Origin of the sequence: Microbacterium sp. 10M-3C3 (genome assembly GCF_003931875.1) — a bacterium.
Taxonomy (GTDB): domain Bacteria; phylum Actinomycetota; class Actinomycetes; order Actinomycetales; family Microbacteriaceae; genus Microbacterium.
In genome coordinates, this window is the sequence record NZ_CP034245.1 from 1,142,445 (window position 1) to 1,156,444 (window position 14,000).

At 73.2% G+C, this 14,000-nt stretch carries 11 protein-coding genes; 6 read left to right on the top strand and 5 right to left on the bottom strand.

Translation table 11 applies throughout. The annotated features are described in order from the left end of the window. Positions 1-160 precede the first annotated feature (160 nt). Positions 161-4,120, top strand: coding sequence for a Pls/PosA family non-ribosomal peptide synthetase (locus EI169_RS05385; RefSeq protein WP_125131418.1), 3,960 nt, complete (start codon positions 161-163; stop codon positions 4,118-4,120). Continuing rightward, a complete protein-coding gene (locus tag EI169_RS05390; RefSeq protein ID WP_240640648.1) occupies positions 4,117-5,409 on the top strand; it encodes a M1 family metallopeptidase in 1,293 nt (430 codons plus the stop codon). Before EI169_RS05385 ends, EI169_RS05390 begins: the two co-directional genes overlap by 4 nt. On the opposite strand, the gene EI169_RS05395 is transcribed toward EI169_RS05390, so the two are convergent. From EI169_RS05395 to EI169_RS05410, 4 genes are all read right to left on the bottom strand, one after another. Beyond that, positions 5,395-5,823 carry a chemotaxis protein CheY gene (locus EI169_RS05395; RefSeq protein WP_125131419.1) on the bottom strand — a complete coding sequence of 143 codons (429 nt, stop codon included), beginning with the start codon at positions 5,821-5,823 and terminating at the stop codon, positions 5,395-5,397. The genes EI169_RS05390 and EI169_RS05395 overlap by 15 nt on opposite strands. 88 nt (positions 5,824-5,911) lie before the next feature. Further along, positions 5,912-6,850 carry an NUDIX domain-containing protein gene (locus EI169_RS05400; RefSeq protein WP_125131420.1) on the bottom strand — a complete coding sequence of 313 codons (939 nt, stop codon included), beginning with the start codon at positions 6,848-6,850 and terminating at the stop codon, positions 5,912-5,914. Then, a complete protein-coding gene (locus EI169_RS05405; RefSeq protein WP_125131421.1) occupies positions 6,847-9,015 on the bottom strand; it encodes an RNA degradosome polyphosphate kinase in 2,169 nt (722 codons plus the stop codon). The genes EI169_RS05400 and EI169_RS05405 overlap by 4 nt, the downstream gene beginning before the upstream one ends. 51 nt (positions 9,016-9,066) lie before the next feature. Continuing rightward, entirely contained in the window at positions 9,067-9,762 is a 696-nt protein-coding gene (locus EI169_RS05410) for a response regulator transcription factor (protein ID WP_125131422.1), read from the bottom strand. A 110-nt stretch (positions 9,763-9,872) separates the two neighbouring features. On the opposite strand from EI169_RS05410, the gene EI169_RS05415 reads away from it, so the two are divergent. From EI169_RS05415 to EI169_RS05430, 4 genes are all read left to right on the top strand, one after another. Further along, the gene (locus EI169_RS05415) at positions 9,873-10,163 is read left to right on the top strand and encodes a hypothetical protein (protein WP_125131423.1); all 291 of its coding nucleotides are present in this window, start codon (positions 9,873-9,875) and stop codon (positions 10,161-10,163) included. Positions 10,164-10,300: 137 nt separating this feature from the next. After that, positions 10,301-10,900: an FABP family protein gene (locus EI169_RS05420; protein WP_125131424.1), complete on the top strand. Its 600-nt coding sequence runs from the start codon at positions 10,301-10,303 to the stop codon at positions 10,898-10,900. Positions 10,901-10,902: 2 nt separating this feature from the next. Next, positions 10,903-11,997, top strand: coding sequence for a glycine cleavage T C-terminal barrel domain-containing protein (locus EI169_RS05425; protein ID WP_125131425.1), 1,095 nt, complete (start codon positions 10,903-10,905; stop codon positions 11,995-11,997). Further along, positions 11,994-13,103, top strand: a complete 1,110-nt coding sequence (locus tag EI169_RS05430; RefSeq protein WP_125131426.1) for an FUSC family protein — start codon at positions 11,994-11,996, stop codon at positions 13,101-13,103. Before EI169_RS05425 ends, EI169_RS05430 begins: the two co-directional genes overlap by 4 nt. Before the next feature lie 25 nt (positions 13,104-13,128). On the opposite strand, the gene EI169_RS05435 is transcribed toward EI169_RS05430, so the two are convergent. Then, positions 13,129-13,941 (bottom strand): class I SAM-dependent methyltransferase, encoded by an 813-nt coding sequence (locus tag EI169_RS05435; protein WP_125131427.1) that lies wholly within the window; start codon positions 13,939-13,941, stop codon positions 13,129-13,131. Positions 13,942-14,000: the final 59 nt, after the last annotated feature.

Below are 14,000 nucleotides of genomic sequence, written 5' to 3' on the forward strand. Positions count from 1 at the left end.
CTTAATCGGAAGCGCTGTGCGGGTGAACGCGAGGTGAACGGCGCCAGGCCCTTCCCCACTCTTCCCGTGACCTCTGTGGCACGAAGCGTTCACCCGGACTCCGTACGGTGGCGGGCATGCCGCACCCCGAATCCGGCTCCGGACCCGCGGAGGCGTTCGCATGACCGCGTCCGACCAGAGGGTCCTCGACCGTTCCGCCGATGTCGCCGCTGCGCGCACGCTCGTCGACGTGCTCGTGCAGACCACAACCGCGCACCCGGAGGCGTCCGCGATCGACGACGGATCGGGGGCTCTCAGCTACGCCGAGCTTCTCGCACGGGTGCGGCGCACCGCGGCGCGCCTGCGCGCGGCCGGCGTGGACAGCGGCGATCGCGTCGGCATCCGGATGCCGTCGGGGTCGAAGGAGCTGTACATCAGCATCCTCGGCGTGCTGTTCGCCGGCGCGGCGTACGTCCCGGTGGACGCGGACGACCCCGACGAGCGCGCGCGGCTCGTGTTCGGCGAGGCCGGGGTGCGTGGCATCATCGGCGGCGAGGGGGTCTTCGTCGCGGCGACGGATGCGGCGACCGCGGATGCTGCGGACGATCCCGCACCCGCCGAGCTCTTCGCGGGGGACACGCCCCATCCGGGGACGGCGTCGGTCGCCACCGCGGCGCCGCCGACGCCCGACGACGACGCGTGGATCATCTTCACGTCGGGCTCCACCGGGGTGCCCAAGGGAGTGGCGGTCACCCACCGTTCCGCCGCCGCCTTCGTCGACGCCGAGGCCCGCCTGTTCCTCCGGGACGCGCCGCTGGGGCCGGGCGATCGCGTGCTCGCGGGCCTGTCCGTCGCCTTCGATGCGTCGTGCGAGGAGATGTGGCTCGCGTGGCGGCACGGGGCATGTCTCGTACCCGCGCCGCGCTCGCTTGTGCGATCGGGGGAAGACCTCGCGCCGTGGCTGCTGCGCCAGACGATCTCCGTCGTGTCGACCGTGCCCACCCTCGCCGCGATGTGGCCGAGCGACGCGATCGAGAATGTGCGGCTGCTGATCTTCGGCGGCGAGGCCTGCCCGCCGGAGCTGGCGGCGCGGCTGGTGGATGAGGGCCGAGAGGTGTGGAACACGTACGGACCCACCGAGGCCACGGTCGTGGCGTGCGCCGCCCTCCTCGATGGGACGACGCCGGTGCGCATCGGACTGCCGCTGGACGGCTGGGAGCTCGCCGTCGTCGACAGAGACGGACAGAGGGTGGCCGAGGGCGGCGTCGGCGAGCTCATCATCGGCGGGGTAGGCCTCGCGCGCTATCTGGACCCTGCGAAGGATGCCGAGAAGTACGCGCCTCTGCCCACGCTCGGCTGGCAGCGCGCGTACCGCTCCGGCGATCTCGTGCGCTTCGAGCACGCGGGGCTGGTCTTCCAAGGCCGTGCGGACGACCAGGTCAAGGTCGGCGGCCGCCGCGTCGAGCTCGGTGAGATCGAGGCCGCGCTGCACGACCTGCCGGGCGTGACGGCCGCGGCGGCCGCGGTGCGCACGAGCGAGGCCGGCGTGCCGCTGCTCGTCGGCTATCTCGTCGCCGACGACCCGGATGCGTTCGATCGTGCTGCCGCGCGCGCGGCGCTCGCCGAGCGGCTGCCCGCGGGCATCGCGCCGCTGCTGGCGGTCGTCCCGGACCTTCCCGTCCGCACGTCCGGGAAAGTAGACCGTGCCGCGTTGCCCTGGCCGCTTCCCGGGGTGGAGGCTCCGCCCGCGTCTGATCTCACCCCCGCCGAAAGCTGGTTGGCGGAGCAGTGGCAGGCGGTGCTCGGCATGCCCGTGCCCGGACGGGACGCCGACTTCTTCGACCTCGGCGGCGGCTCGCTCGCGGCGGCACAGCTCGTCTCGCGCATCCGCCAGCGCGTGCCGGAGTTCTCCGTCGCGGACATCTACGACGTGCCGCGCCTGGCCGCGATGGCCACGGCGTTGGGTGCCCTTCCGGATGATGATGCCGACCGCGACTACCGACGCCCGGCGCCGACCCCGCGGCGCACGCAGTGGGCGCAGACGCTGCTGGGGGCACCCCTGTTCGTCCTCTCCGGAATCCGATGGGTCCTATACCTCCTGACCGCCGCGGCCGTGCTGCGGCTCGTACCCGGTTTCGAGGTGCTGCCGTCGGTGCCGTGGCCGGTTCTCGTGGTGGGGCTCCTGGTCTTCGCGACGCCGTTCGGACGGATGGCGATCGCGGTCGTCGCAGCACGGCTTCTGCTGGCCGGCGTCGAGCCCGGCGACTATCCGCGCGGGGGCGGCGTGCACCTGCGGCTGTGGCTCGCCGAGCAGATCGCCGACCAGGTCGACGCCGCGGGGCTCGCAGGCGCGCCGTGGGTCGTGTATTACGCGCGCGCCCTCGGTGCGCGCATCGGCAGGAACGTCGACCTGCACACGCTGCCGCCGGTCACGGGGATGCTGGAGATCGGCGACGGCGCATCGATCGAGCCCGAGGTCGACCTCGCCGGGTACTGGATCGATGGTGACCTCCTGCGCCTGGGCGCTGTCCGCATCGGTGCGGATGCGGCGGTCGGTGCACGCTCGACGCTCGCGCCGGGGACGAGGATCGGGCAGCGCGCGGTGATCGCGCCGGGGTCGGCGGTGTTCGGCCGCGTGAAGGCTGATCAGGCGTGGGCGGGCTCGCCGGCCGTCCGCGTGGGCGGCGCGGGCGAGGGGTGGCCCTCAGAGCGCCCGCCGGCGCCGCGACGCTGGCTGTGGGCGTACGCCGCGTCGGCGGTCGTGCTCGCGGTCCTTCCGCTGATCGCCTTCGCAGCCGGTGGGCTCGTGCTCGCAGCGGGACTTCGCGGCGCGGCCGACCTGCTCTCTGCCGCGCTGGCCGCCTTCGCGTGGCTCGTGCCCGCGGTCGTCGTGGTCGGCATCGTGTTCGCCGCGTCGGTCGTCGCGCTCGTGCGCCTGTTGTCCGTGAGGCTTGACGAGGGCACCCATCCCGTGCGCAGCCGCGTCGCGTGGCAGGCATGGACGATCGAGCGCCTGCTCGACCTGGCTCGCACGGTGCTGTTCCCGCTGTACTCATCGCTGTTCACGCCCGTGTGGCTGCGGATGCTGGGTGCCGAGGTCGGCCGCGACGTCGAGGCGTCGACCGTGCTGCTGCTGCCGTCGCTCACACGCGTCGAAGACGGCGCTTTCCTCGCCGACGACACGATGGTCGCGTCGTACGAGCTGCATGCCGGGTGGCTGCGCCTGGGCGCCGTGCGCATCGGTAAGCGCGCCTTCCTCGGGAACTCGGGCATGGCTGCGCCGGGTCACCGCGTGCCGCGCGACGGACTCGTCGCCGTGCTCTCATCCGCGCCCGCGAAGGCGAAGGCGGGTTCGTCCTGGCTCGGCTCACCGGCGGTGCGCCTGCGCCGCCAGCCCGCCGCGGGTGACCAGAGCCGCACGTACCGTCCGTCTGCGGCGCTGCGCGCCGCGCGCGCCGCGTGGGAGCTCGGCCGCTTCGTTCCGGTGGTCGTCACGTGCGGCATCGGCCTGGGCGTCCTGTTCGGCCTCGCCGCGCTGTGGGAGGCGGTCGGACCGATCGCCACGGTCCTCGCATCCGGTCCGGTGCTGCTGGCGGCAGGAGCCGCAGCGGCCGCCGTCACGACCCTGGCGAAGTGGACGATCGTCGGCCCGATCGGTGCGGGGGAGCAGCCGCTGTGGTCGAGCTTCGTGTGGCGCACGGAGGTGTCGGACACCTTCACCGAGATGGTCGCCGCGCCGTGGTTCGCGCGGGGCGCGGCGGGCACGCCCGCGCTCGCGGTGTGGCTGCGCACTCTGGGCGCCCGGATCGGTCGTGGAGTGTGGTGCGACAGCTACTGGCTGCCCGAGCCCGACCTCGTCACCCTGGGAGACGCGTCCACCGTCAACCGCGGGTGCGTCGTGCAGACGCACCTGTTCCATGATCGAATCATGAGCATGGACACCGTGGAGCTCGAGCCGGGGGCGACCCTCGGTCCGCACAGCGTCATCCTGCCCGCCGCGGCCATCGGCGCGGATGCGACCGTCGGGCCGGCATCGCTGGTCATGCGCGGAGAACACGTGCCGGTCGGTTCGCGGTGGAGCGGCAACCCGATCGGGCCGTGGCGCGCTGTGCGGGTGCGTCCGTACCAGTCGGCCTCGTGAGCGCGGTCATCGCACCGGACCCGTATCTGCCGCAGAGCGGCGAGACGTCGTTCGGGGTCGCGTCATACGATCTCGAGCTGTCCTACCGGGTGCGCACGAACCGTCTCGAGGGCGTCGCGCGCCTGGTAGCCGTCGCCTTCGAGCCGCTGCGCGCGTTCAACCTCGACCTCGTCGGCCTGCGCGCGACACGCGTCCGCGTCGGGGCGAACGTGCGGGCGCGCTTCTCGCAGGGTCCGCGCAAGCTGCGGATCACCCCGGACGATCCGATCCCGGCGGGGGAGAGCTTCGCCGTCGAGGTGGCGTACGCGGGCGTACCGGCGCCCCGATCGTCGCGCTGGGGGGCGATCGGCTGGGAGGAGCTCGCCGACGGCGCCCTTGTGGCCGGCCAGCCCTCCGGCGCGCCGACGTGGTTCCCGTGCAACGACCGGCTGTCCGACCGCGCGACGTACCGCATCGCGATCACGACGGACGGGGAGTACGCCGCGATCGGGACCGGGCGCCCCGGCCCCGTCACCCGCTCCGGCGGCCGCGTGCGCGCCGAGTTCTCGACCGACGTCCCGACGGCCACGTACCTGGCCGCCGTGCAGATCGGGCGGTACCGCACACGCGAGATCGCCGCGCCGGCGGCTACGGTGACGGTGTCGGCCCCGCGCTCGCGCGACACCGAGGTCGCGCGGGCGTTCGCAGCGGTACCCGCGATGCTCGGCGCCTTCACGGCCGCGTTCGGGCCCTACCCGCAGGATGCCTGCGCGCTCGTCGTGACCGAGGACGAGCTGGAGATCCCGCTGGAAGCGCAGGGGATGGCCGTGTTCGGGGTCAACCACCTCGCACCGGCCGCGCAGCGCCTCGTCGCGCACGAGATCGCCCACCAGTGGTTCGGCAACAGCGTCGGGCTCGCGCGCTGGAGCGACATCTGGCTCAACGAGGGATTCGCCTGCTACGCCGAATGGCTGTGGTCGGAGGCCTCGGGGGGTCCGGATGCGGCGGAACTCGCCGCGCACCATCACGCGCGCCTCGCGGCCTCTCCGCAGGATCTCGTCATCGCCGACCCCGGTGCCGACCGGATGTTCGACGATCGGGTCTACAAGCGGGGTGCGCTCGCCCTGCAGGCTTTGCGCGGACGGCTCGGTGACGGCGCCTTCTTCGCGCTCGTGCGCGACTGGGCCACGACCCATCGCCACCGCCTCGTCACGACTGACGACTTCCGCGCCGCGGCGGCTGCCGCCGGTGCAGGACCGCTGCTCGCGGAGTGGATCGACCGCCCCGCACTGCCCTCACTCGCGAGGTGACCGCGGGATCACCGCGACCGAGACGAGCATGCCCGGCGGGCCCGCCGCGTCCCACCCCGTGATCGAACCAGCACGCCGGGGGAAACGCGCGCACCAACGATCCTCCTCCTCGGTGATCCGCACGGCACCGGGGTCGATGCGCAGTGCACGCCCGTCGGCCTTGAGCACCGCCTCGACGCGGACCCAATCGCGCAGGCCGGCGCCGGCACGCAGCACGCGGTCGAGGTTCAGGTCGTCCGAGCGCTCCGGCTCGGCGTCGATGCCGACAGCCGACGCCTCGGCAGCGACCGCGACGACGGCGTATCCTCCGGCGTACGCGATGCTCAGCGCCGGTCCGCCGCCGCGAAGGACTGGTCGGCCATGATCACCACCGCATCGGGAGCAGACCGACACGACCTCGGCGCCGGGCAGCATGCGTGCGATGAGCGCGCGTGAGACTTCGCGCGGCGCGGCAGCCCCCACCGCTGCCCATCCCAGCCGCACATCGGCGGGCCCGCACACGTCAGACCCGCGGTTCGTGCGTCTCGATCGACACGATGCCCGATCCCGGGTGGTCGACCGAGAGGTGCGCGACGGAGAAGGCAGCCGTCTCGAGCGCGGAGGCGCTGCCGAGGTACGAGCCGGGAAGGGTGCCGGTCGCCATCGCGAGTTCGCTGAGGATGTCGGGCAGCACGGGGCCGTGGCTGCAGAGGACGACGGGGCGCCGCGCGCGCACCCGTTCGCCGACGACGGCGCGCGCGTCGGAGGCGCCGTCCTCCCATGCATCCTGGCTGATGAGCGCGGTCTGGTCGATGCGCCGGCCGAGTGCCGCCGACAGCGGCGTGACGGTGCGGATGCAGCGCTCCGCGGGACTGGACACGATCCGCCGCACGCCGAAGGCGAGGAGCGGTCCGACGATCGCCTGGGACTGCTTCTTGCCGCGCGGCGCCAGCGGGCGCTGGGCGTCGGGCCCCCCCCAGTCGTCGCGCGAGACGGCCTTCGCGTGGCGCAGGACGATCAGCGGGAAGGTGCGCAGCACACCCTGGTCCAGCAGCGCCGCGAACGCGTCGAGGATCTCGACGTCGACCGGGTAGCTCAGGCGCTTGCGCGCCTTCTTGACGCTCGCCCACTCCAGCCCCGCGATCTCGCGGTTGGGCACGAAGGATGACGCCCGCACCGCCGCATCCGTCGCCTCGGCCGCCCAGTAGTGGACGATCTTCTCGCGCGACTTCGGGAGGTGGTACCGGGAGACACCGACCGGGGCGCCGAGGGCGACGCGGATGCCCGTCTCCTCGCGGATCTCGCGCACGGCGGTCTCGGCGAGCGTCTCACCCGGATCGACCTTGCCCTTGGGCAGCGTGATGTCGCGGTACTTCGTGCGGTGCACCATCAGCACGCGCACCTTGCCCTCGACCAGTCGCCACACCACTCCGCCGGCTGCGTAGACGGCGGTCGCGGTCATCGCACCGCCCGCGCGCGGCGCTTGCGCTGCACTGTCGCCATCGTCTTGTCCTGCAGGTCGACCAGCGGCTGGCCGTCGGCGTCGACGCTGCGGCGCACCCATTCGCCGTCGCCCTGCAGGTGCCACGAGCTCGTGCCGTCGCTCATCGCGAGGTCGAACAGGTGCGACAGCTCGTCGATCTCGTCGGGCGCGACGACCCGCACGAGCGCCTCGACGCGGCGGTCGAGGTTGCGGTGCATCATGTCGGCGCTGCCGATGTAGACCTGCGGGTTGCCGTCGTTCTCGAACGCGAAGATGCGCGAGTGCTCGAGGTAGCGGCCCAGGATGCTGCGGACCGTGATGTTCTCGCTCAGGCCGGGCACGCCGGGCTTGAGCGAGCAGATGCCGCGCACCCACACGTCGATCGGCACGCCCGCCTGGCTCGCACGGTACAGCGCGTCGATGATCTGCTCGTCGACCATCGAGTTGACCTTGATGCGCACGCGCGCGGGCTTGCCCGCCTCGGCGTTGCGGCGCTCCTTGTCGATGAGGCGGATGAGGCCCTTGCGCAGGTGGAGGGGCGCGACGAGGAGGCGCTTGAACTTCTTCTCGATCGCGTAGCCGCTCAGCTCGTTGAACAGGCGCGTGAGGTCGCGACCGACCTCGTTGTCGACGGTGAACAGGCCGAAGTCCTCGTACAGCCGGCTCGTCTTGGGGTTGTAGTTGCCGGTGCCGACGTGGCTGTAGTGCCGCAGCACGCCGTCTTCCTCGCGGATGACGAGCGCGAGCTTGCAGTGCGTCTTCAGTCCGACGAGCCCGTACACGACGTGCACGCCGGCCTTCTCGAGCTTGCGCGCCCACACGATGTTGTTCGCCTCGTCGAAGCGGGCCTTCACCTCGACGAGCGCGAGCACCTGCTTGCCCGCCTCGGCCGCGTCGATGAGGGCCTGCACGATCGGGCTGTCGCCCGACGTGCGGTACAGGGTCTGCTTGATGGCGAGCACGTGCGGGTCTTTCGCCGCCTGCTCCAGGAACGCCTGCACGCTCGTCGCGAACGACTCGTACGGGTGGTGCACGAGCACGTCGCCCTTGCGGATGGCCGCGAACACGTCGGCGCGGCCGTTCTGCTCGGGCGGCTGGAAGGCGACCGCCGTCTTCGGCACGTACGGGGGGTAGTGCAGGTCGGGCCGGTCGATGCGCGACAGGTCGAACAGGCCGCGGAGATCCAGCGGGCCGGGGAGACGGTAGACCTCCTGCTCGGTGATGTCGAGCTCGTTCAGCAGCAGGTCGAGCGTGAGATCGTCCATGTCGTCGGTGATCTCGAGACGGATCGGGGGACCGAACCGGCGTCGCAGGAGCTCGGCCTCGAGGGCCTGGATGAGGTTCTCGGTCTCGTCCTCCTCGATCGTCACGTCCTCGTTGCGGGTGAGGCGGAAGGCGTGGTGGTCGAGCACCTCCATCCCCGGGAACAGGTCGCCGAGGTGGTTGGCGATGAGGTCTTCGAGCGGCAGGTAGCGCACCGCATCCGTGTCGCCCGGGATCTGCACGAACCGGGGGAGCATCGGCGGCACCTTCAGCCGGGCGAACTCCTGCCGGCCGGTGCGGGCGTTGCGCACGCGGATCGCGAGGTTCAGCGACAGGCCCGAGATGTACGGGAAAGGGTGGGCGGGGTCGACCGCGAGCGGCATGAGCACGGGGAAGACCTGCGCCTGGAAGTAGTCCGACAACCGCTCGCGCGCGTCTTCGTCGAGCGTGTCCCACGACACGACCTCGATGCCGGCGGCGGCCAGGGCGGGGCGCACCTCGCCGGTCCACACGGCCGCGTGCCGCAGCTGCAGGCGGTGAGCCTCGGCGGAGATGTCGCCGAGCACGTCCTGCGGCGAGCGGCCGACGTTCGTGGGCACGGCCAGGCCCGTCAGGATGCGGCGCTTCAGGCCCGCGACGCGCACCATGAAGAACTCGTCGAGGTTGCTCGCGAAGATCGCGAGGAAGTTCGCGCGCTCGAGCGTCGGCAGGGTGGGGTCTTCGGCCAGCTCGAGCACGCGCTGATTGAAGGCGAGCCAGCTGATCTCGCGGTCGAGGTAGCGGTTCTCGGGGAGGGTGGCGTCGGCCGCCTCGACGGCCTCGTCGAAATCGTCGTCGTCGGCGTCACCGAGACCGGCGTCGAGAACGTCGTGTTCGATCATCCCCACATCATTGCAGGGGAAGGTGTCGTCCGCGTGAAGGGTTGCCGTCGGTCAGGACGACGACCTGGACGGTGCGGGCAGCTGGTCGTCCTCGTAGACGTTGAAGCGGTAGCCGACGTTGCGCACCGTGCCGATGAGCTGCTCGAGGTCGCCGAGCTTCGCGCGCAGGCGTCGCACGTGCACGTCGACCGTGCGCGTGCCGCCGAAGTAGTCGTAACCCCACACCTCGCTGAGCAGCTGCTCGCGCGTGAAGACGCGGGAGGGGTGCGTGGCGAAGAAGTGCAGGAGCTGGAACTCCTTGTAGGTCAGGTCGAGCGGCTTGCCGTGCACCTTCGCGGAGTACGACGACTCGTCGATCGAGATGCCCGAGGTCTGGATGCGGGTGGAGACCTGCTCCTTCGTCATCCGCCCGATCGCGAGCCGCACGCGGGCATCCACCTCGGCGGGGCCGGCGGTGACGAGGATCACGTCGTCGACACCCCAGTCGGTCGAGACGGCCGTCAGGCCGCCCTCGGTGACGATGAGCACGAGCGGAGCGTCGAGGCCTGTCGTGTTGAGGATCTTGCACAGCGACTTCGCGCCGACGAGGTCGATCCGCGCGTCGATGAAGATGACGTCGGCGCTGGGCGCGTTGACCAGCTGCGCCGGCTCGGCGGGGATCTGCCGCACGCGGTGGCTCAGCAGCTCGAGGGCAGGCAGGGGTGAGCCGCCGCCGTGGGCGGAGCTCAAGACGAGAAGCTGTGCCAACCGGACCTCCCCGACGCGCCGCGGCGCATCACCCCCACATCTTACGGTCCGCTGGGAGCGCGCCCGACGCGCGGATGCGGCGGCCCCCTCGTGTGCGCGAGAATGACGGCATGTCCGTTCCGGAGCTGGCGCCGCGGCGCACGGTGTGGGGGATCGTTGCGGTGTGGCTCGTCGCCGCCGTCGCGGGGACGGCCGTCGGCATCTTCGTCCCCGAGGCGTGGCGCGCGGCATGGCTCGTGGTCGCCCTCAGCGGCAGCGTCATCCTCTCCTTCGGGGTGCAGCTGTGGTACGGCCGGTCGCAGGAGTTCATCGTGCGCGTCGCCGCGAGCTCGCTCGGGGCGCTGCTGGTCCTCGCCGTCATCAGCGCGGGGTTCGGGCTGGCCGCGATCGTTCCGGGATAGAGTGGGCGCATGGATCTGCTCGCGCTCGAAGTGTTCTTCGTGGGACTTCTCGGCCTCGCCTCCCTCGCGATCGTGTTCGTGTCGGCCGTCGTCGTGAAGAACCTGTACCGCGGCCAGCGCTGACGGCGGGTCGCATCGTGCGCGAACTGCCGACCGACCTGCCGGCCGACCTCGTTCCGCTCTCGTGGCTGGTCGGCGTGTGGGAGGGCACCGGGGTGCTCGACTACGAGGCCGCCGGCACGCACTTCTCCGGTGAGTTCGCCCACCGCGTGAGCTTCAGCCACGACGGCGGCGACTACCTGAACTACACCGCCGGCGCGTGGCTGCTCGACGGCGAGGAGCGTCGTCCGCTCGTCGCCGAGATGGGCTACTGGCGCCTGAGCCGCGCCGCCGCCGACACCGACGCCGGGCCGGGTCTCCTCCCCGCCGTCGCGACGGGCGCCGCGCGAACGGTCGACGACGTCGAGGCGCTCCGCAACGACGACGGCGGCTTCGACATCGAGGTGTCCCTCGTGCACGCCGACGGCGTCAGCGAGCTCTACCTCGGGCAGGTGCGCGGCCCGCGCATCGACATCGCGACCGACGCCGTGGTGCGCACCGCGAGCGCGAAGACCTACGCCGCCGCCACCCGCATGTACGGCCTCGTCGAGAACCACCTGCTGTGGGCGTGGGACATCGCCGCGCTCGGCGGCGAGCTCGCCTCGCACGCGTCCGCACGACTCGCACGGGTGGAGTGACCATGGCCGAGCTGCGCGAGATCCCCGGCGCCGTCGTCGACGAGCGCGGACTGCGTCATCTCGGCTCGCCGCTGAGCGAGCAGCGCGCGCTCGCCGCGGGTCGCGCGGCGGTCCCGCTCGGCGACCGCCTGGTCGTCACCGTCGGCGGCGAAGACCGGCTCACGTGGCTCGACTCGCTGTCGTCGCAGGCGCTCGCGGCCCTTCCGGCCGGCGTCAGCACCGAGCTGCTGATCCTCGACCCGCAGGGGCACGTCGAGCACGCCGCATCCGTCGTCGACGACGGCGCGACGACATGGCTCATCGCGGATGCTCCGGATGCCCCCGGCCTGCTCGCGTGGCTGCAGAAGATGCGCTTCCGGCTGCGCGTGGAGATCGCCCTCCGCGACGACCTCGCGGTGGTCGGCGGCACGGCCGAAGCCGTCGACGCGGCCGTGGCCGCCGACGAGCGGCTCGCACTGTGGCGCGACCCGTGGCCCGCGGTCTCGCCGGGCGGCTGGGCGTACGGCGTCGTCGCCGAGCACCCCGGCGTCGATCGCGACTGGGCCGAGGCGATCGTGCCCGCCGACGCCGTCGCGCGGCTCGCGGACGAGGCGATCGCGGGCACGCGCTCGCTCGCGGGGCTCGACGCCGCCGAGGCGCTGCGGATCGCGGCGTGGCGGCCGCGGATCTCCGTCGACGCCGACGAGCGCGTGCTGCCGCACGAGCTGGACTGGCTGCGCACCGCGGTGCATCTGAGCAAGGGCTGCTACCGCGGCCAGGAGACCGTCGCGAAGGTGCACAACCTCGGGCGCCCGCCGCGGCGGCTCGTCGCCCTCCACCTGGACGGCAGCGACAGCGTGCTGCCCGCCCGCGGCGACGCTGTGCGGGTGGGCGATGACGTCGTCGGCGCGGTGACCTCGGCGGCGTGGCACCACGAGGACGGCCCGATCGCGCTCGCCGTCGTCAAGCGCACCGCCCCGCAGGACGCCGACCTCGTCGTCGACACGGCCGAGGGGCCCGTCGCCGCCGCACAGCAGGTCGTCGTCCCCTCCGATGCCGGCGCGACCGCGTCGGTGCCGCGTCTGCCGCGGCTCGGCCGGCGCACCACGGCGGGATGACCGAGGCCGAGCCGCCGACCACCACGACGGCCGTCGACGCGCGATGGCGCTCGCGCGTGCATCCGCGCAACGGCTGGCGCCGCATCCGGGAGTCGTGGGTCGCGATCGTCCAGATCGTCGTTGCCGCCACGGCCGCGTACGCGATCGCGCACTTCGGGCTCGGCCACGCGATGCCGCTCCTCGCGGCGACGGTGACGCTCTCGAGCCTCGGGCTCGTGCGCGACGCGCGGCCGCGCCAGGTCGCCGAGACGGTGGCGGGGATGCTGCTGGGCATTCTCCTCGCCGAGGTCATCGTGCTCGTCCTCGGCGGCGGGTGGTGGCAGCTGGCCGTCGCGCTCGCGGTCACCCTCGTCGTCGCGCGTGGGGTGTCGCCGCAGCCGGGCTTCGCGATCGCCGCCGCGATCCAGGCGCTCATCGTGCTCATCCTCCCCGGGGGCGCGCCGTTCTCCCGGCTGCTGGACGGGGTCGTCGGGGGAGTGATGGCGCTCGCCGTCACCGCCCTCCTCCCGCGCAGCGCGGTGCGCGCCGAGCTCCGCGACGGGGCGGCGCTGTTCGCGGCCTACGACGACGCGGCCGCGGCCGTGGTCCAGGGCCTCCGCCGCGGCGACCGACGCCGTGCCGAGCGAGGGCTGGAGAAGGCGCGGGCGCTCGACATGCCGCTCGAGCAGTGGCAGTCCTCGCTCGAGTCGGGACTGTCCGTCGCGCGCATCTCGCCGGTGCTGCGGCGCCAGCGCGCCGAGCTCGAGCGCCACGAGCGCGTGCGGCGGGCGATGGATCTCGCGGTGCGGAACCTCCGCGTCATCGCGCGCAGCGCCGCCTACGCGACCGAGGACGGCGCGCCCCGCCCGGTCGCCGCAGAGCTCCTCGCCGACCTCGCGCGGGGGGCGCGGGTGATCGGCGACGGGCTCGCCGACATCAGCGCCGAGCCGGCCGCGCGCGAGACGCTGCGGGCGGTCGCGGCACGCCTGGACCCGGCCGCCGTGCTTCCCGGCGCCGGCGTCACCGATCAGAACATCGTGACGGCGATGCGGCCGCTCGCCGTGGACCTGCTCACCGCGACCGGGATGCCGTTCGAGCAGGCCCGCCGGATGGTGCCGCGGGTCTGACCGGCCGCCGGCCCTGCGCCGCGACTCAGCCTGGGGCGACGGCCGACCACGGCACGCCGACCTCGCCGAGCCGCCAGCGGGCGCGGCCGAGCAGCGGCCAGCCCCGCGCCGTCATCGCCTCGAGCGTCGTGCGCCACCGGTGCACGGGCCCGAACGGCGCGACCGAGGCGGCTCGGCGCCACTCCGCGTCGAGGTCGGCGAGCATCTCGTGCACGCGCTCGCCCGGAACGTTGCGGTGGATGAGCGCCTTCGGAAGTCGCTCCGCGGCGATGGACGGGGCCTCCAGGCCCGCGAGGCGCAACGAGATCGTGAGCGTGCGGGGCGCCGCATCCGCCCCCACGGCGACCCACGTCGCGATCCGGCCGAGTTCGTCGCACGTGCCCTCGACGAGCAGGCCGTCGGGCGAGAGCCGCGCGCACAGCCGCTCCCACGCGGGCGCGACGTCGGCCTCCTCGTACTGGCGGAGGACGTTCATCGCGCGGATGACGTCCGCGCGGACGGGAACGTCGCCGCCCGGGGGAAGGGGCAGCTCGAACCCGCCGCGCACGAACGCGACCGACGCGCGCACCGCCGCATCCTGCCGCTCGAGCTGGGCGCGCGCCCGCGCGACTCGGTCGGGGTCGATCTCGACGCCGACCACGCGCACGTCGGGGCGGACCGCCGCCAGCCGCGCCCGCAGCTCGAGGGTCGTCACGGCGCTCGCCCCGAAGCCGAGGTCGGCCACGAGCGGATGGGCGGCGCGGCGCAGGACGGGCAGGCGCGCGATCCACCGGTCGACGCGGCGCAGCCGGTTGGTGCCCGTCGTGCCGCGCGTGACCTGTCCCACCGGCGTCCGCATGCCCCCATGATGCCCCAGGCGGGGCCGGAGCCGACGGCCCGCGATCGATAGGATGGCGG

Excerpts from the sequence above, each read along its gene's own strand:
- EI169_RS05415 (WP_125131423.1), top strand. The coding sequence starts at position 9,873 with ATGTCCGTTCCGGAGCTGGCGCCGCGGCGCACGGTGTGGGGGATCGTT.
- EI169_RS05435 (WP_125131427.1), bottom strand. The coding sequence starts at position 13,941 with ATGCGGACGCCGGTGGGACAGGTCACGCGCGGCACGACGGGCACCAAC.
- EI169_RS05400 (WP_125131420.1), bottom strand. The coding sequence starts at position 6,850 with ATGACCGCGACCGCCGTCTACGCAGCCGGCGGAGTGGTGTGGCGACTG.
- EI169_RS05395 (WP_125131419.1), bottom strand. The coding sequence starts at position 5,823 with ATGCTGCCCGGCGCCGAGGTCGTGTCGGTCTGCTCCCGATGCGGTGGT.
- EI169_RS05425 (WP_125131425.1), top strand. The coding sequence starts at position 10,903 with ATGGCCGAGCTGCGCGAGATCCCCGGCGCCGTCGTCGACGAGCGCGGA.
- EI169_RS05405 (WP_125131421.1), bottom strand. The coding sequence starts at position 9,015 with ATGATCGAACACGACGTTCTCGACGCCGGTCTCGGTGACGCCGACGAC.
- EI169_RS05430 (WP_125131426.1), top strand. The coding sequence starts at position 11,994 with ATGACCGAGGCCGAGCCGCCGACCACCACGACGGCCGTCGACGCGCGA.
- EI169_RS05385 (WP_125131418.1), top strand. The coding sequence starts at position 161 with ATGACCGCGTCCGACCAGAGGGTCCTCGACCGTTCCGCCGATGTCGCC.